We start from the raw sequence: 17,488 nt of genomic DNA, 5'->3' as shown, positions 1-17,488 counted from the left end.
AACATATAATAATATCTTAGCACGAGTGAAATGTAAAAAAAAATAACCGGCATAAATAAATTATGCCGGTAAAAGGGCGCTGTCACGAAATTGACAACGAAATTGTTCGCCAGACAACACTTCTTCTCTCATCAGTGTATCCAATGAATTGTCGAAAATTGTCCGCTGTTCTTCAAGAAGCCGTTTGGTCTGTTCCATCAAATCCTGCAGAATCATTTTATTTTCACGCATAAGCTCTTCCGTTGTAACCATATCCATGTTCACGATTCCGAGGGAAGTCAGGCCAGAAGCCATCATGGTCTGTACCACATTGGTCGCCTGCTCAAAGTCGTTGCGCGAACCGGTACTGCGGCCACCATAGTACATTTCTTCGGCAGCTGCTCCGCCAAGTGCGATCATGATCTGCTCTTCCAGAAAACGTTTGGTATATAAGAATTGCTCCTGCTGGGGATTGTGACGCACATAACCGAGTGCCTGTCCACGCGGGCTGAGCGCCACCTGGCTAACACTGCCGGGACGCACGAGTTCTGCCATGATGGCATGTCCCAATTCATGAATCGCAACCCGTTTTTTCTCTTCTACACTGGATTCACGATCCGTTTTCTCACCCATCATGACTTTATCAATCGCCATAGACAAGTGACGCTGTTCAATGTTGAGCAATCCATCTCTCATGGCGTAAATTGCTGCTTCATTCATGACACTTTCCAGCTGTGCACCTGAGAAGCCATAGGATTCTTCAGCCGTTTTCTCCAGGCTTACACCCTCGAGCAGAGGTTTATTCACCGCATGGAGCTCCAGGATGTGCTTTCTGCCTTTCTTGTCAGGCAGGTCTACCTGGATATGACGGTCAAAACGTCCAGGACGGGTTAATGCGCTATCCAGCATTTCTTTGCGGTTTGTTGCCGCTATAACAAGGATGCGAGGTGTATCGGATGTATAAATTCCGTCCATTTCCGTCAACAGCTGGTTGAGTGTCTGATCATACTCGCGCTGCTGACCGCCTTCACGCTTACCACCGATCACATCAATCTCATCAATAAAAATAATGGCGTTCTCTTTATTTTCTTTTGCTGCACGTGTTCTGGCATCGCGAAATAAATCACGAATTCTGCCCGCACCGACACCGACATACATCTCGACAAACTCACTGCCTGAGGCTGCAACAAACACGGAATCGGTATAGTGTGCGGCCGCTTTGGCCATCAGCGTTTTCCCTGTTCCCGGAGGGCCGGTAAGGAGGATACCTTTCAAAGGACGAATCCCGAACTTCTGAATTTCTTCATGACGGATCAGAAAATCAAGCGCTTCCCGCAGCTCCTGCTTGGCACTGTCCTGGCCACCGATTTCTTCAAAAGTCAGTTTAGAAGGTCCTTTTTTCTTGCGCTTGCGTTCCTGACCTGCTCCAACCGTAATTCCCCCGCGCATCTGCATCATAAGCAGCAATCCGCCCACAACCGCAGCTGCAATCAGAATGGGGAAAATATTCACACCAACAAAAGCAAGAAAGATAATCAACACAGGGACAAATCCAATGGCAACTTCCTTCGTCCATTTAGGCATTAGGCCACACTCCTATCTGACCGGGTACACGCGGCAGAATAATAAACTTGCTGGCATCTCCATCTCGGAGGCTTACGTATACGTTATTGTCATCCATGGCCGTATTCACTTGAATACCATTGGTCGCCATTTTGGATAATGTAGGTGTAATATCCGTGTACTGCTTGTTCTCCATCGCTTGAGCGACAGTAAACATGGCATCGCCCCACCAGTTTTCCAGGGCTTCATTTGAATGATCCACCACGTCCAATTTCAATGCACGCGTGCCGATCAGTGTCTGTCCTTCTTTCTGAATATATTGAACCAATCTGCCCAGATCCACATCTGGCTGCAAATCAAGTTTCAATTGTACGTCATTACGGTTAATAGTTAAGTGAACGTCATTAACCCCGTCATATTGGGTTACCATTTTTTCAATCGGATTCTGCATGGCCACTTGACGATACACAAACCAACCTCCAAACAACACAACGGCTGAAATGACGGCAGTTAAAGCAATAGGCAATACTTTTAGCTTCAAGTGAGTTTCCCCTCCCAAATTTTGAGCCCATCCCTATAGCTTATAGGCATAATATGAATTGTGTACGAATGACCTGTGATGTGCCCAACAGGTTTTATTCCTGTTTGATGTATCCTTGAATACATATTTGAGTATATCACATCGTATATACAATTTCGAAGGCGAAAATATGAATAAATTATTAATTTTAACTATTCAAATCCAGAATGATTCGCAGGATACGCCAAAAAACCGGATCAGACGTGCTTCCATCTGCCGGTTCTTTGAAGAAATTACCTAAGAAAAAGTTCTGTTATTTCGATTAGCTGTTTGGAATGGTATATACCAAATCAACTTGGTCGCCATTGCTAAAACGATAGAATCGATAGTAGTTATGCGTATCGTCTTTGTAATACACTTGCCACACATAGATTCCATTGACAACTCCTGGCATAATCCGCTTAATCTCTCCGCCTGGAACTTCAGAGCTGAATCGATTCCGAATCTGTGCTTCAGACAACCCGTTCTGCAGCAGCTCACTGTGCACAGCGTTATTCCCTGTGACAGGTTTGTTGGTTGCATCGAATTTGACCCAGACGGCAATGTCCTGATTCTCTTTATTTTTGGCCATCATGGTCCAGTAAATATTGTCATCGCCTTCTTTTTGGCCCCAGACGTATTTTCGGAGATTCTCGTAAGATGTAATCCCCAGCTGCTCCTGTGCCGCTTGAATAGCTAGTGCTTCTTCATTGCGCTGGTCCTGGGTTATATAGATATAAAAGCGCTGAAGTCCAAACAGAATCAAAATCAGGATGAGCAGCGAGATCCATATCCATTTCTTTTTTCTTTTCAAAAGCCGAACTTCCTTTCCCCTATGACGCTGCTGCGTTCTGAAATTAACGGGCGAGCAGTCCGTCAAATGCAAGTTGAGACTCACGCAGAATGCGCTCTTCATCCATTGTAAGACATTCCCCATGCTTCACCAATTGTTTGCCGTCCACCCATACATGCTCTACATCCTTGGCTGAAGCCGAGTAGATCGTATGGGATATGAGGTCCGTGTGCGGATAGAAATGAGCTTGTTCAATGTTCAGTGCAATAAAATCGGCCTTCATCCCCACTTGAAGTGCTCCTGTATTGTTCAGGAATATGGATTTGGCACCATAACCCGTTCCAAGCAGCAACGCCTCTCCTGCTGGTACAGCCGTAGGGTCACCGGATACTCCTTTGTGTATCAGCGCAGCAAGTCTCATCTCTTCAAACATGTCCAGATTGTTGTTACTCGCTGGTCCATCTGTTCCCAAGGATACCGTAACACCCGCTTTTAGCAAATCCGGAACTCGTGCTACACCTGAAGCGAGTTTCAGGTTGCTTCCCGGATTATGGGAGACAGCGACATCATGCCGTGCCAAAATTTCAATCTCCTCATCATTGAGATGCACCGCATGAGCAACGAGAGAAGGCCGTGAGAAGAAGCCAAGCTTCTCCAAATGGGCTACAGGACGGAGACCGTAATCCGTCACATTCTGCTCCACTTCACGAAGCGTTTCCGACATATGGGTATGCAGCGGCAGATCCAGATCATGCGCAACCTGTACAAGCTTTTCAATGTAATCATGAGGGCATGTATATGGCGCATGTGGTGAGATGATCGTCGTAATTCGGCCACCAGCCTGTCCGTTCCACTCGCGTGCAAAGGCAGCCGATTCCTGCAGTTTGCGCATTTGCTCTTCTTCGGAACACAAACCGATTACACCACGTGCCAATGCAGCCCGGATACCGGATTGTTCCACCACTTTAGCCACCTGGTCCATATGGTCATACATGTCCAGGAATGCCGTTGTGCCACCTTTCAACATTTCCAGTACAGACAGGGAGGTACCCCAATATACGTCCTCAGACGTCATTTTCGCCTCCATAGGCCACATTTTCTCCTGAAGCCATACCTGTAAGGCCAGATCGTCCCCGTGGCCTCTCAGAAGCGACATGGCTGCATGACCATGCGTATTGATCAGACCCGGCAAAAAGACCAGTCCTTTACCATCAACCTTCGGCAGGTTCTCATCCCCATCCGGCAATGTCTCACCAATATGCACAATCTTGTCCTCTTCGACTACCATGTAACCTGAAACCACATTCCATTCCGTACCGCTATTAACAGCAAATTTGCCGTTATGAATTACCCATCTATTTGTCGTCATCTTCCTCGTCGTCCTTTCCATTCTCCAGATAATAAGCAAGGCTAAGCAGATCCGTTGTAAAATCGGCATGATGGATACGGACATGCGGCGGTGTTTTGAGGATAGTCGGTGCAAAATTCAGTATCGCTTCAATGCCGGATTCAATTAACTGATCGGCTACATTTTGAGCTTCGGTATCCGGTACGGTAATAATGCCGATGCGAATATTATCCTTTTTGACCGAATCCGATAATTCATTCATTGGCTGTACCTTCAGGCTGTTAATCTGACTGCCAATCTTGGGACCGTAAGCATCGAAAACAGCAACGATCTTCATGTTGTCTTTAAGGTACGCATTGTAATTGGACAAAGCATGTCCCAAATTACCGGCTCCGACCAGTGCTACATTGATTTGCTGATCAATCTTCAAAATTTGGCGAATTTTTTCAATCAAATACGATACGTCGTATCCGATGCCTTTGCGGCCAAAGTCCCCAAAGTATGCAAGATCTTTGCGAATCTGGGCAGGATTAAGATCCAGCCGGAGTCCAAGCTCCTGTGATGAAACCGTGTTAACCTCACGTTGGTGCAGTTCACTCAAATATCGCAAATAAACAGGCAATCTGCGTACCACGGCTTCCGAAATTTTATCTGATTTCATTACATAACTCCCCCTTACCAAGGCCACGATAGATAAATAAAAATGGAGCACCCTGCATAACCGTTTTCGTTTCCGAATGAAATCATGCAAGATGCCTTATCAAGTATAAAATTAAAAGTGCTTCATGAATGAATCATCACTTTGTTGATCTAATAAAGTTTACAGCGAGAAGACCTCATTGCGCAATGACGTTACATCCTATTCTGCAGCAGGTTCGTCATGCGCAGGCGCTTCCAGCCACTCGCTAATCCGTGGAACCATCTGTTCTGTCAGCATATGTTCCATTTTGGGACCGGGTAATGAATATAAAAAGTATTTCCCATAGTAAGACTCAATCACCCGCGTATCATAGACGATGACAATGCCCCTGTCCTTGGCTGTACGAACCAGCCTCCCGAATCCCTGCTTGAAACGAATGACTGCCTGTGGAACCGATAGCTTCATGAACGGGTTCTTTTTCTGTTCCTGCAGCAGTTCGCTCTTCGCCTCCACCAGCGGATGATTCGGCGGCTGGAAAGGCAATCTGACAATCGCCAGACAAGTCAGTGCTTCCCCCGGAATATCGACACCCTCCCAGAAACTGCTGGTCCCCAATAAAACCGTAGCTTTGGCATCCTGGAACCGACGTGTTAACTTGGAGCGGCTGCCACTGTCTACACCTTGGCCGAGCAGCGAGATATCGTTACCGGACAATGCTTCTTTTAACGGATCATAAACCTGGCGAAGCATCCTGTATGAAGTAAAGAGCACCATCATGCGCCCCCGTGTAGCAATAGCCGTTTCGGCAAGAGACCGCACGAGCATGTCCACAAAGTGTGCATCACCAACACTGCCCTTCACGCTTGGAAAATCACGCGGAATAACCAGCAAAGCCTGATCCCGGTAGCGGAATGGCGATGGCAGCATGGACGTCAGCAAACGGTTATTGTCGGCCGCTTCCTGCAGGCCAAGCTGTTCAATCATGAATTGAAATGACTTATCCACAGAGAGCGTAGCCGAAGTAAGAACAACGCTTTTCTTTTTATCGAAGAACATGTCCTTCAACTGTGCGCTGACATCGACAGGAACGGCATAGAGCTGCAGTGATTTGCTGCGGAATTGCCCGCTTGCCTCCATCCAATATACTGTTTTGGCATCATCCATCCGCATGAAAAAGCGAAGATTCTCTTTTAGCGTTGCCAAGTCTTTAAGCAAACCTGTAATGTCCGTAATCAGACTATCCGATTGATAGTCGTCCTGATCCTCTTTGACTTCCAGAAGCAGCTTGTCTCCCTTACGGATCAAGTCACCAAGCGTGACATAGATCTGGTTCTCATAATCCTGCAGCTCCTGCCACTTCGCCGGTTTCTGCGAAGGCTTCAATCGGAGTGAAAACTGTCCTGTTTCTCCCGGAGAAGCATCACTTCGCTCAGGCAGCAGGCTAAATAAAGCCTCACTCAGCCGATCCCACATTTCCTTGACTTCAACAGCAAGCGGGAACATCTGGTCAATCACTGAGCCCCATTGTGCCGACATCTCATGACCAGACAGCTGAGTTCGCAGCATGGGAAGCTGACCATTGCGACTATCTTTAAACAATCGGGTTAATGTATGAACCAACGTGAAATATTTCATATGAAGACCCAAGTGCTTGCCTGCAACATCTTCCAGATGATGGGCCTCGTCAATCACAAGACTGTCATAAGCCGGCAGAAGCTGATGAGCTGCTTTGACATCGGTAAACAGCTTGGAATGATTCGTAATCACGATATCAGACAAACCTGCTTCATGTTTTGCCCGGTGATAAAAACACTTTCTGAACCACGGACAGGAGCGTCCCAGACAGGATTCAGACTCACTCTGCACGGTCTCCCAGAAATCCCCACCGCGAGCGCTGAGGTTTAACTCCTCATCATCCCCGGTTTCCGTCTGGGTGAGCCAGACGATCATCTGTGCCGCTGTAAAATAGTCTTCTTTTGGTGTGGCGAATTCCCGTTTGTTAATCTTGTGCTCAAACTTCCGCAGACACAGATAGTGCCCCCGTCCTTTGAACACAGCAGCCTTAAACGGAAAAGGAACTACTTTGGTGAGCAGAGGGATATCCCGCTCTCGAAGCTGCTCCTGCAGGTTAATTGTATGCGTGCTAACCATCACTTTTCGTTCCTGCTTCACACTTTCATAAATGGCAGGCAGCAAGTAACCGAGGGATTTCCCCGTACCTGTACCCGCTTCGATTAACAGATGCTTTTCTTCGTCCAAGGCCTGTCTTACGCTGCTGAACATTTGCGTCTGCGCCTCGCGTTCTTCGTAATGATCCAGTGTATCTTTCAGATTATTTCTGACCTGATCCATATACTGTTCAAAACTGATACCTTCAAGCGGATTGCCTTCTCGTTCATCGCGTGGTGCACCAATCTCGGTCCAGTCACTTACGTTTAAGGCCAGCTGACGGTAATACGTATGTCCGTCGAGATCCTGAATAGGCTCTGCTTCCTTCTCGCTGCGCATGCCGTCGAAGAACCAGCCCAGATCACTGTCTTCTGGAGCAAACAGATCACTGAGACGCTGTATGGTAATCAAGGGCAATTCACGCAGCTCGTCCAGGCACTTCAGCAGTACATAAGCAGTTGCTAGAGCATCACTGTCAGCCTGATGAGGCCGGTCGTGTTGAAATCCGAACTCGGCTGATACATACCCAAGCTGATAAGACCCGAGAGATGGAAAAGAGATTTTGAGAAAATCAATCGTATCCAAAATACGCCCGGTGAACGGCAAATAGCCACATCGGTCAAGCGCATTTTGGAGAAAATGAAAATCAAAAGCAACGTTGTGTCCGACCAGGACAACATCGTCAAGCAGCGGAACCATCTCCATCATCATCTCTTCGAGTGAGGGAGCGTCCGCCACATCTTCGTCCGTAATCCCGGTTAACCCCGTAATAAACGGCGGAATAGGAACACCCGGGTTTACATAAGAACTATATATTTGAGTTATGCTGTAGTCATGATCTATGATGGCAAGTCCGGCTTGAATAATCTCACCGTCGGACTGCGTGCCGGTTGTTTCGAAATCCAATACGGCAAATTTCATTGCAATGTACAATTCCCTTCCATTCAGTCTATGTTACAGCATAGCAAAAAAACGGGCATTTGAAAATTAACTGACAAAAAAGGCGGTGTTCCCTCCACTAGGTTAAAGGAGGAAACACCGTCTTGATGCTGCTGAAAAGCACTTCATGATCAAGTACAGTCAGCTAATTCCATATTGCAGTTGTCCGCTGTTCAGCCTGCAGGCTTCCATATTATACAGTGGTTCGGTCAGCGTTGGGTCATGCTGGAGCGCTTGAGCAAACAGGGAACAGGCTCCCTTCGGATTCGCCAGCTTGGCTTCGATGCAGCCCAAAGCATTACAGGCTAGCCCCTTTAGCCTCGGGGAACCCTTCAGGTGCACAATGAGCCGCAAATGACTTCCCGCTTCAGCGGTCTGATTGAGGTTCATGTGTGCAAGTCCCAGATAGTACCGAGTCAGTGCACTGTCAGGATATTCATCAACAATCCGTGAAAATTGCATGATGGCTTGCGGATACATTTGCAACTTGAAATACCCCTGACCGCGACTAAAGGATTCCAGATGGATCTCCGGCAGTGCGGTAACTGCTTCCTGTTCCGGTTGAAGAGCAACCGGTTGTTCCAAATCCTTTACCTGACTCATTTTCTCCTCAAACATCAGCCACTCATCAATCATCCCGTCACTCATCCGCTTCAGCAAGTTCCACTTTTGCAGCAGTTCCTGTTTGTTCAGACCTTCAGCGGAAGGGTAGCGCTTGATAATTTCATCTAACATGTCGTTCATCTCGGCGAAAACATGCTGGAACATCGATGCATCCCCACCCTTGAAAAAATGGATTAGTGCGTGACCTGTACTCATTTTTTGCAGGGGGGACCGATTTCATTCCCCTTACCAGTCGATTACATAATTGTCGCGTGAACCTCATGCTTCATGGTCTGTACAGGTTTGTTCTGACCATCAACAAATACAACTGTAGGTTTATGCGTATTAGCCTCTTCCTGAGACATCATCGCATAGGAAATAATGATAACTGTATCCCCGGGCTGTACGAGACGTGCAGCCGCACCATTAAGACAAATCACTCCGCTGCCGCGTGGTCCAGGAATCACGTATGTTTCAAGGCGTGCGCCATTGTTGTTGTTTACAATTTGCACTTTTTCATTTTCCATCAAATCGGATGTTTCCATCAGATCTTCATCAATGGTAATGCTCCCCACATAATTCAGGTTGGCTTCCGTAACGGTGGCACGGTGAATTTTGGATTTCATTAACGTTCTAAACATGGGACATGACCTCCGTAGTTTGCAGTCTTGTATTGTCAATCAGTCTTGTTTTGCCAAATTTCACTGCGAGTGCAATCAGCAGATCGTCACGTCCATACACTTTTTCCTGATCAGCGAGTGGTTCCAGACTTGGAAAAGCCTGAATTTCGGCATAATCAATAACAGCTCGTGAAGACCGTGCAATGTTCTCGCGCAGAATACGGCGAATATCCGCAGCTGTTGTGTCGTGTCTGGTATCAACTGCTTCTTGGGCCGCACGCAGTGCCTTGGACAGAACCAGAGCTTCCTGACGATCTTCAGCGCTCAGGTAGACGTTACGTGAGCTAAGGGCCAATCCATCCTGCTCCCGTACAATGGGACATGGAACGATCTCAACCGGCATGTTGAGGTCATTGACCATTTGCTGGATGACTGCGACCTGCTGGGCATCTTTCATCCCAAAAAATGCCCGCTGTGGTTGAACGATGTTAAACAGCTTGGATACGACGGTGGTCACTCCATCAAAATGTCCGGGACGAGAAGCCCCGCACAACCGGTTAGTCAGACGGGATACGGATACCGTCGTTTGTGTCGGCTGTGGATACATCTCGGCAACAGTGGGAATAAATACGATATCCACTCCCTGCGTACGTGCCGTTTCCACATCTCTGGCTTCATCCCTTGGATAGCTGTCAAAGTCTTCATTAGGCCCAAACTGAATCGGATTAACGAAGATGCTCAATACTACAATATCACTCTGCTGTTTGGCAGCATGCATCAGACTCGCATGCCCTTCATGAAGATAACCCATTGTAGGCACCAGGCCAACAGAGGCTTCTCTGGTCGGGTTCGCTTGACGCATCAAGCCAATTTCCTGTCTTAATTCTGCGATGTTCCGAATCACTTTCATGAGTTGCTCTCCACCTTTTCTTTACGATGTCCGTACAATTGCTCCACGACGCCGTCTGCAGCCGTGAATACATGCTCTTGAGCGGGGAACGAACGATCCTTGACTTCCTTCACATAAGCTTCAATGCTGCTGCGAATCAATGTGCCCACATCGCCATACGTTTTGACAAAGCGTTTGGGCATGTACGGAGAAGCATACTGAACGACATCATGAAACACCAATACCTGACCATCACATCCTCTACCGGCTCCAATACCAATGGTAGGAATGGACAGCTCTTCCGAAATGGCTCTTGCCACTTCTTCGGTAACCAGTTCAAGCACAATCCCGAAGGCTCCTGCTGCTTCAAGTGCCTTTGCTTCATCCATCAATCGTCTGGCATCCGCTGCATCCTTACCCTGAATGCGATACCCACCAATTTGATTTACCGATTGCGGGGTTAGTCCGATATGCCCGAGGACAGGTACGCCTGCTTGCACCACGGCTTTGACCGTATCCGCAATTTCCACGCCGCCTTCCATTTTGACTGCATGCGCATGACCTTCCTGCATCAGTCGACGAACACCTTTCAGTGTCTCATCCACACTGCCGTGATAGGTCATGAAAGGCATATCGGCTACGATAAAGGTGTTGCCTGCACCCCGTACTACGGAACGCGTATGATATACCATATCGTCTATGGTCACAGGCAGGGTAGAATCATATCCCAGCACTACATTGCCGAGGGAATCCCCGACCAGGATCAGATCAATACCTGCTTCTTCCGCCAGCAGCGCGGTTGGATAATCGTAGGCTGTTATCATGCTGAGCGGTACGCCATCCTGCTTGTATTTTTTCATTTTCACAATATTCAACGCTTGTTTGTTAGCCATTTTCTTCATGGCTCCTTTCTCCTTTTCAATTCAAAACGCAACAAAAAAACCTTTTAGTTTTCCACTAAAAAGTCCCGAAAAGTCAAAAAAGAGTCACTTGCGATCGTCCCTTCTGTCTCGGTCCTCTTCGGCTCAGAGCAGAATCCAACAACTCACTTAACACATTTTCAATTTTGCTATGCATCTGTTCATATTCAAGCCAATTAGGCATACTGTTGCCGGAGTGCAATTCGGTCTGTATAGCCGATATCGCCTCACGAACACAGTATACCAAAGATCAGCCCAAACTTCACGTGTTATGATCATTATTTTAGTGGAAATTCGACAAGTTCCTTACTCTATCAGAGATATTTCACCCGATACAACGGTTATGCGTTCTCCACTTGACTTCTCTACAATCAATGCACCTGAAGGATCCAGCCCAATAGCAGTTCCCTCGATGCTTCCCTGCGGGTTTGAAACCTTCACCTCACGGTGAATTGAAACAGACAATGCCTCCCACAATGACGCAATAACACCGAAACCTTCTTTTTGATACACAAAGTACAGATGTTCCAGCTCGTTCAAAATGGCCGCTGCCAACTTCGTCCGATCCACCTGCTGCCCTGTTTCCACTTTGATCGAAGTGGCAATTGAAGTTAAGTCTTCAGGATAATCCGCAAGCTCAAAATTGACGTCCACCCCAATGCCTGCGATGCAGTATCGCAGTTCATGATCTTCAACCGCAGATTCAAGCAGAATGCCACACATCTTGCGACCATTGATCAAAAGATCATTCGGCCATTTGATACCAGCATCTGCCCCGGTATAGGCACGGACGGCACGACAGACGGCAACACCCGTTAACAATGTCAGCTGGGGAGTGTTCCGAAGGGGCTGCTCTGGACGCAGCAGTATGCTCATCCAGATGCCTTTGCCAGGTGGAGAAAACCACTTACGACCGAATCGCCCCCGTCCACCCGACTGTTCTTCAGCAAGGACCACAGCGCCTTCGGCCTGCCCCTGTTCAGCCATTTGCTGAACATCGCCTTGAGTAGACATCGTCGAATTCAGAATCACTGCCTTACGACCAAAGATTGACGTTTGCAGAGCCAGTTGGAGGCCTGCTGCATCAATACTGTCGGGTTTTGTTATCAGGCGATATCCTTTGCGGGAAACCGCCTCAAATTCGTATCCAAGATCACGCAATTTGTTCACATGTTTCCAGACTGCCGTTCTGCTAATGGACAGGTTCTTGCTGATTTCTTCACCAGACACGAATTGCCCGTCCGCATTCATTAACATATGTAACAGTTCTTCATGCTTGGTCATCTGCAACCACCCGCTTCACTTCAGCAGTCAGCGCTTCATGCTGATTCGCTATATTTCCAATCGCCGTTTCACGCAACAAATGCTTCATCAGCTGACCAAGCCAAGGTCCACCTTTACGCTGCAGCTGTTCAAGAATATTCTCTCCGGTAATATCGAGATCCTTTAGCTCGTGCACCTTCATGGTTTGAGTCCACTCCCCCGCATTGGCATAAATCTTTTGATATACCTTTTCTGCTGAAGTGGAAAGACGTGAACCAGAAGGAAGAAGTGGTTGTATTTTGAGCCAGTCCTCGGCTGCCTGACGCCCACACGCTAACACGGTAACAATCCATTCGGATCGTAACGTCACATGGTCCTTGTTTTCACGAACCACCGTCTTCATTAATTCTTCAACTTGAAGGACTCCAGTAATCCGCGTACGATCATCGTTGGAAAACGTCCACCTGCGCAGTAAAGCATCTGCTTCCTCCCTTATGTACTGACCTGAGATCAGCAGAAGAGACCAGCGCAGCAAAACGTCTACTCCCGACAATTGTTCGATACTAACCAATATTTTTTTATCGAATCGGTCCCCGTGAACCGGGGCCTTGATAAATTCCAATGCTCGGCTGCGGGAGAGCAGCTCCAATCCTCTCAGCGGATGGGGGCCAGCCATCATTTTTACCATTTCGGTTCGAACCCGTTCCATGGCGATATGTTGAAGCAGATCTCTTTGTTTCACAAGACCTCTCCATGTGTTATAGGCAATCTTAAAATCAAATACCGATGCAAACCGGACACAGCGAAGCATACGAAGTGCATCCTCACCGAATCTCTCATTCGCTGCACCCACACATCTGATCCATTCTTCACGAATATCAGACTGACCACCAAAGGGATCAACGATTTTGCCGTTTCTGTCCATCGCAAGGGCATTCATCGTAAAGTCACGACGCTGCAAGTCTTCTTTTATATCCTTGACAAACTGAACCTCAGACGGTCTCCGATTGTCCTTGTACTCCGATTCCGTGCGGAATGTTGTGACCTCAAAAAAATAGCCGCCTGAACGTACGGTAACCGTACCGTGCTGAAGCCCTGTCGGAATACAGTCCGCGAACAGTTCCATCACTTGTTCAGGGGAAGCCGATGTTGTAATATCCATATCATCTACACTGCGTCCAAGCAGCTCGTCACGGACACAACCACCGACCCAAAAGGCATCATAACCTTCTTCGTTTAACTTCAGCAGCACCTCTTCACTCTGCCGAGCCATTTCCGGGTCTACCTTTGTCCATTGCACCAAACCCATCACCTCATTACCTGCCTGCTGCTCCATATTTCCTTGGTCAGCTGCTTCTGCCGATGATTACGACAGTTTATCCACAAACGGGCTTCAAATTGGGAACTTCACGTCCCAGCACCCGATAGTATATTTGTTCATACTCATGCCGAATTGCATCGTTACAAAAATCATGATGAGCCCTACGAAGACATGCTTCCCTGAAATCAGCGGCCAGTCGATCGTCTGTTAATATACGAATCGCGTTCTCAGCCATGGACTGTGTATCGCCGATCGGGGATAAATATCCGGTTTTGCCGTGCAGTACGAGTTCCGGAATTCCTCCCGCCTGCGATCCGACCGTTGGCACACCGCAAGCCATCGCTTCCAGAGCCACAAGTCCGAAGCTTTCTTTCTCGGAAGGCAGCATAAGGATGTCCGCCATCGAAATGACTTGTGCAATATCATCCTGTTTACCAAGGAAATGAACTTTATCATTCAATCCCATGTCATTGATTTTCCATTGGATTTTAGGCAGGTCAGGCCCCTCACCAACAAATAACAATTTGGCTGGAACCTGCTCCTGCACCTGACGGAAAACCTCAACAACGTCCTGGGTTCTCTTCACCGGACGAAAGTTGGAGATATGCATCAATATTTTCTCGTGCGGTGCTGCAAAATCCCTGCGCAGACTGGCTGCATCCCGAGGGTAATATATTCGTTTATCTATAAAATTGTAGGTCAAATCAATTGGACGCTGTATATCCAGCAGATCTACCGTTTCCCGAATCAAATCCTGTGATACAGCAGTTACGGCATCACTTTCATTAATTGCAAGGCGAATGAGATCCTTCAGCGATTCGTCCTGTGCAAGAACGGTAATGTCTGTTCCATGCAGCGTCGTGACTACCTTCAGGTCTTCGCCCACCATTTGTTTGGCCAAGAAGGCACATACGGCGTGCGGAACTGCATAATGCACATGCAGCAGATCCAGCTGCTGTGCCTTGGCCACTTGGGCCATCTTGGTTGCAAGCGACAGATCATATGGTGGATAGCGAAAAACATAATAATCGTTCACTTCAACTTCATGGTAAAAAATATTCTTCTGAAAAGTACCCAATCGGAACGGGATACTATTCGCAATAAAATGAACCTGGTGACCCTGTTCGGCAAGCAATTTGCCGAGCTCCGTTGCGACAACGCCAGACCCTCCGAGGGACGGATAACAGGTGATACCAATCTTTAACTTTTGCTCCATCCGGTGGACGCTCCTTTGATCTCCCGCGTGTGCAGGTTGATGTAATGCAACGGAAAATAAAACGATATATCAGGATACGAGCAAGCGCAGCAGGATATTACCTGGCTGCTGCGCCAAACTGCCCAACGACATAAGGTGTAATACTCACAAATCCTTCAGCAAAGGGTATCAGGCTCCGCTGACCCAGCAAGGAATCGCGGGCTCTTACACGTTCAATATACCCTTGATTCAATGGGGTAGAAACCGTACCTGCTCCTGATTCAAATTGAGAACGATAACTGAGCAGCGATCTTTCCTTTTGCTCATAGTGTTCCGTAATATCGACAATCAAATCCGTTGGCCCAATATCATTAATGAAGTAAAAATACAGTTCCTTCACTTGGATGGCTGGCATGTCCGGCATATAATTTCGCAACTTGGCATTGAATACCGCTTCCTGTACAAGCTTGCTGCACATGACATGATCCGGATGCCGGTCTTCCCAATAAGGTGCAAATACAATTCGCGGCGCATGACGACGAATCTCAGCCGTTACAGCCTGTATATGTTCAGGGGTTATGTATAAGCCGCGGTCTGGCAAACCCAGATTGGTTCGACACGAAAGACCGAGGACGCGGGAGGCTTCCTCCGCTTCCTCGGCTCTGCGCTCTACAGTCCCGTTGGATGACATTTCTGCTTTTGTCAGATCACACACGCCAACTTTCAAGCCTGCGGCAGTATGCTTGGCGATTGTTCCCGCCATACCAATCTCCGCATCATCAGCGTGTGCCCCAAAAATCAGAATATCAAGACTCATTGGGAATCACCTTGATTCACTCCAGCTTCCGGTTTGTATTTATGCACAAGTTCTCTCCAGCCAAAATCTCCGCGATCCAGTGCTTTAACCAGAATTTCCGCCGTTGCGATATTGGTTGCGAGTGGAATGCCCTGTACATCACACAACCGAAGCAGTGCATTGATATCCGGTTCGTGTGGCTGAGCCATCAGCGGATCACGCAGGAAGATAATCAGATCCATTTCATTTTGAGCAACCAAAGCACCGATCTGTTGGTCTCCACCTAGAGGACCGGATTCAAACCGGTGAATTTTCAGGGACGTACCTTCCATAATACGAAGGCCCGTTGTACCTGTAGAATATAGTTGATGGTCAGTAAATACGGGTTCATAAGCAGTCACAAAGTTTACCATCTCTTCTTTTTTGCGATCATGGGCGATAAATGCGATTTTCAACATGATAATCTCCTTTAGTCGATAAAGTGATCAAATCCGTAGATGAGTCCTGTATATTCCATAACCTTCTGCACTCCGATTTTAACACCAGGCATGTACCCTGCACGCTCGTAGGAGTCATGACGAATTTTGAGCGTTTGACCAAAATCGCCGAATACCACTTCCTGCTGAGCAAATACACCTGGCAATCGAACACTGTGAATACGGAATCCGTTATAGTATCCACCACGTGAGCCTTCAATCGTCTCCTCTTCATTCGGGTTACCCTGACGAAGTTCTTCCCGGTTGGCTGCGATCAATTCAGCCGTTTTAATCGCTGTTCCTGAAGGCGCATCCAGCTTTTGATCCCCGTGGTACTCAATAATTTCAACATTAGGCATATGTTTGGCCGCCTGGGCTGCGAATCTCATCATTAATATAGCACCGATGGAGAAGTTCGGAGCAATCAGACCTCCAATCCCTTTATCCTGACACTGCTTGTCCAGTTGTTCAATCTGCTCCGTCGTGAAGCCGGTAACCCCCATAACGGGTCTGACTCCATAACGGATCGCAAGTTCTGTATGAGCGAAAGCATATTGCGGTATTGTAAAATCAACCATGACCTGCGGTTTGGTCTCAGCAAAGGCCATTTCGATATCATCAGTTACGAGAACTCCGCACTCGGGAAGACCGACAAGGGTTCCGGCATCCGTGCCTGCGCCGGAGCGGTTAACCGCGGCAGCGAGCTCCAGTTCTGGATCCTGAAGCACCAGCTTCACCACTTCCCGGCCCATCCGGCCAGCCGCTCCGATTACGGCAACTCTTATTACTTCACTCATCTTGGCTGCATCTCCTCACTGTATGTTGGATCAATCATTTGAATCCATTTCCTCAGCTATCGCTTTCACGATGCAGATGAAACGAATTTCTTATTGAATGGAATTTTTACGCTGCTTGATTTGTTGGTACAACTGATGCAGTTGCCCGTTCTGCGGGTCCAGCGATAACGCATCCCGGACTGCCTTAATTGCACGATCGAACTCATTCAGATCGCTATATGCCAGTGCAAGCATCACATGGGCTTCAACATACAGGGGATCAAGCTTAACCGCCTGTTTAAGCAGAGCAGCTGCCTGAGCATAACGCTCCTGCATACCGCTACCCGCCTGTTCAAGCAAAACCTTCGCCTGTGTGCTTAGCTGCTTGGCTTCCAATGTCTGCAAATGCAGGACATATTCCTCTGTGCCTCCGGACAGATCAACCGCCTTGCGGGCATGTTCCAGCGCCGGGCCCAGATGCTGGCTGCGGGCATGCGTAATGGAACAGCGATAGTGGAGCTCCGCATGTTCCGGGTGAGCAAGAATGGCCGATTCAAACCAACGGATCGCCTGCTCAAAATCATTTTGCAAAATACAGCGGTAAGCCTGCTGCATATAATCTTCCGGCTTCATCATCCA

At 47.8% G+C, this 17,488-nt stretch carries 17 protein-coding genes; all 17 read right to left on the bottom strand.

The genetic code is table 11. The annotated features are described in order from the left end of the window. Positions 1-60: 60 nt before the first annotated feature. Positions 61-1,563: an AAA family ATPase gene (locus AAIH57_RS19430; RefSeq protein ID WP_175397888.1), complete on the bottom strand. Its 1,503-nt coding sequence runs from the start codon at positions 1,561-1,563 to the stop codon at positions 61-63. Beyond that, on the bottom strand, positions 1,556-2,083 hold the full coding sequence (locus AAIH57_RS19425; RefSeq protein WP_175397887.1) for a hypothetical protein: 528 nt from the start codon (positions 2,081-2,083) through the stop codon (positions 1,556-1,558). Before AAIH57_RS19425 ends, AAIH57_RS19430 begins: the two co-directional genes overlap by 8 nt. A 301-nt stretch (positions 2,084-2,384) precedes the next feature. Further along, the gene (locus AAIH57_RS19420; RefSeq protein ID WP_430022673.1) at positions 2,385-2,915 is read right to left on the bottom strand and encodes a DUF5590 domain-containing protein; all 531 of its coding nucleotides are present in this window, start codon (positions 2,913-2,915) and stop codon (positions 2,385-2,387) included. Between the two features lie 43 nt (positions 2,916-2,958). Further along, complete coding sequence (locus tag AAIH57_RS19415; protein ID WP_430022672.1) at positions 2,959-4,263, bottom strand: amidohydrolase; 1,305 nt, start codon at positions 4,261-4,263, stop codon at positions 2,959-2,961. Continuing rightward, entirely contained in the window at positions 4,250-4,903 is a 654-nt protein-coding gene (locus AAIH57_RS19410; protein ID WP_175397884.1) for a redox-sensing transcriptional repressor Rex, read from the bottom strand. The genes AAIH57_RS19415 and AAIH57_RS19410 overlap by 14 nt, the downstream gene beginning before the upstream one ends. Positions 4,904-5,101: 198 nt before the next feature. Continuing rightward, entirely contained in the window at positions 5,102-7,972 is a 2,871-nt protein-coding gene (gene dinG, locus AAIH57_RS19405; RefSeq protein ID WP_430022671.1) for an ATP-dependent DNA helicase DinG, read from the bottom strand. 159 nt (positions 7,973-8,131) lie between these two features. Then, positions 8,132-8,758, bottom strand: coding sequence for a tetratricopeptide repeat protein (locus AAIH57_RS19400; protein WP_175397882.1), 627 nt, complete (start codon positions 8,756-8,758; stop codon positions 8,132-8,134). A 92-nt stretch (positions 8,759-8,850) separates the two neighbouring features. Continuing rightward, positions 8,851-9,234, bottom strand: a complete 384-nt coding sequence (gene panD / locus AAIH57_RS19395) for an aspartate 1-decarboxylase (protein WP_175397881.1) — start codon at positions 9,232-9,234, stop codon at positions 8,851-8,853. Beyond that, entirely contained in the window at positions 9,227-10,075 is an 849-nt protein-coding gene (panC, locus tag AAIH57_RS19390; protein WP_430022730.1) for a pantoate--beta-alanine ligase, read from the bottom strand. Before panC ends, panD begins: the two co-directional genes overlap by 8 nt. Before the next feature lie 44 nt (positions 10,076-10,119). Continuing rightward, positions 10,120-10,995 (bottom strand): 3-methyl-2-oxobutanoate hydroxymethyltransferase, encoded by an 876-nt coding sequence (gene panB / locus AAIH57_RS19385; protein WP_175397966.1) that lies wholly within the window; start codon positions 10,993-10,995, stop codon positions 10,120-10,122. Positions 10,996-11,328: 333 nt separating this feature from the next. Further along, positions 11,329-12,306 carry a biotin--[acetyl-CoA-carboxylase] ligase gene (locus AAIH57_RS19380; protein WP_430022670.1) on the bottom strand — a complete coding sequence of 326 codons (978 nt, stop codon included), beginning with the start codon at positions 12,304-12,306 and terminating at the stop codon, positions 11,329-11,331. Further along, on the bottom strand, positions 12,293-13,594 hold the full coding sequence (locus AAIH57_RS19375; RefSeq protein ID WP_430022729.1) for a CCA tRNA nucleotidyltransferase: 1,302 nt from the start codon (positions 13,592-13,594) through the stop codon (positions 12,293-12,295). Before AAIH57_RS19375 ends, AAIH57_RS19380 begins: the two co-directional genes overlap by 14 nt. Before the next feature lie 67 nt (positions 13,595-13,661). Then, positions 13,662-14,822 (bottom strand): N-acetyl-alpha-D-glucosaminyl L-malate synthase BshA, encoded by a 1,161-nt coding sequence (gene bshA, locus AAIH57_RS19370; protein WP_175397878.1) that lies wholly within the window; start codon positions 14,820-14,822, stop codon positions 13,662-13,664. A 97-nt stretch (positions 14,823-14,919) separates the two neighbouring features. After that, complete coding sequence (gene bshB1, locus AAIH57_RS19365; protein ID WP_430022669.1) at positions 14,920-15,618, bottom strand: bacillithiol biosynthesis deacetylase BshB1; 699 nt, start codon at positions 15,616-15,618, stop codon at positions 14,920-14,922. Beyond that, the gene (mgsA, locus tag AAIH57_RS19360; RefSeq protein WP_175397876.1) at positions 15,615-16,055 is read right to left on the bottom strand and encodes a methylglyoxal synthase; all 441 of its coding nucleotides are present in this window, start codon (positions 16,053-16,055) and stop codon (positions 15,615-15,617) included. The genes bshB1 and mgsA overlap by 4 nt, the downstream gene beginning before the upstream one ends. A gap of 11 nt (positions 16,056-16,066) precedes the next feature. Next, a complete protein-coding gene (gene dapB / locus AAIH57_RS19355) occupies positions 16,067-16,870 on the bottom strand; it encodes a 4-hydroxy-tetrahydrodipicolinate reductase (protein WP_413035373.1) in 804 nt (267 codons plus the stop codon). Positions 16,871-16,960: 90 nt separating this feature from the next. Further along, positions 16,961-17,485, bottom strand: a complete 525-nt coding sequence (locus tag AAIH57_RS19350; protein WP_430022668.1) for a tetratricopeptide repeat protein — start codon at positions 17,483-17,485, stop codon at positions 16,961-16,963. Positions 17,486-17,488 lie beyond the last annotated feature (3 nt).

Origin of the sequence: Paenibacillus sp. MABNR03 (assembly GCF_050455445.1) — a bacterium.
GTDB lineage: Bacteria > Bacillota > Bacilli > Paenibacillales > Paenibacillaceae > Paenibacillus > Paenibacillus xylanilyticus.
This window is presented reverse-complemented; position numbering and strand designations above follow the sequence as displayed.

Excerpts from the sequence above, each read along its gene's own strand:
- dinG (WP_430022671.1), bottom strand. The coding sequence starts at position 7,972 with ATGAAATTTGCCGTATTGGATTTCGAAACAACCGGCACGCAGTCCGAC.
- panD (WP_175397881.1), bottom strand. The coding sequence starts at position 9,234 with ATGTTTAGAACGTTAATGAAATCCAAAATTCACCGTGCCACCGTTACG.
- AAIH57_RS19350 (WP_430022668.1), bottom strand. The coding sequence starts at position 17,485 with ATGATGAAGCCGGAAGATTATATGCAGCAGGCTTACCGCTGTATTTTG.
- AAIH57_RS19400 (WP_175397882.1), bottom strand. The coding sequence starts at position 8,758 with ATGTTCCAGCATGTTTTCGCCGAGATGAACGACATGTTAGATGAAATT.
- dapB (WP_413035373.1), bottom strand. The coding sequence starts at position 16,870 with ATGAGTGAAGTAATAAGAGTTGCCGTAATCGGAGCGGCTGGCCGGATG.
- bshB1 (WP_430022669.1), bottom strand. The coding sequence starts at position 15,618 with ATGAGTCTTGATATTCTGATTTTTGGGGCACACGCTGATGATGCGGAG.
- panB (WP_175397966.1), bottom strand. The coding sequence starts at position 10,995 with ATGGCTAACAAACAAGCGTTGAATATTGTGAAAATGAAAAAATACAAG.
- AAIH57_RS19375 (WP_430022729.1), bottom strand. The coding sequence starts at position 13,594 with ATGGGTTTGGTGCAATGGACAAAGGTAGACCCGGAAATGGCTCGGCAG.
- mgsA (WP_175397876.1), bottom strand. The coding sequence starts at position 16,055 with ATGTTGAAAATCGCATTTATCGCCCATGATCGCAAAAAAGAAGAGATG.
- bshA (WP_175397878.1), bottom strand. The coding sequence starts at position 14,822 with ATGGAGCAAAAGTTAAAGATTGGTATCACCTGTTATCCGTCCCTCGGA.
- AAIH57_RS19410 (WP_175397884.1), bottom strand. The coding sequence starts at position 4,903 with ATGAAATCAGATAAAATTTCGGAAGCCGTGGTACGCAGATTGCCTGTT.
- AAIH57_RS19430 (WP_175397888.1), bottom strand. The coding sequence starts at position 1,563 with ATGCCTAAATGGACGAAGGAAGTTGCCATTGGATTTGTCCCTGTGTTG.
- AAIH57_RS19415 (WP_430022672.1), bottom strand. The coding sequence starts at position 4,263 with ATGACGACAAATAGATGGGTAATTCATAACGGCAAATTTGCTGTTAAT.
- panC (WP_430022730.1), bottom strand. The coding sequence starts at position 10,075 with ATGCGTCAAGCGAACCCGACCAGAGAAGCCTCTGTTGGCCTGGTGCCT.
- AAIH57_RS19380 (WP_430022670.1), bottom strand. The coding sequence starts at position 12,306 with ATGACCAAGCATGAAGAACTGTTACATATGTTAATGAATGCGGACGGG.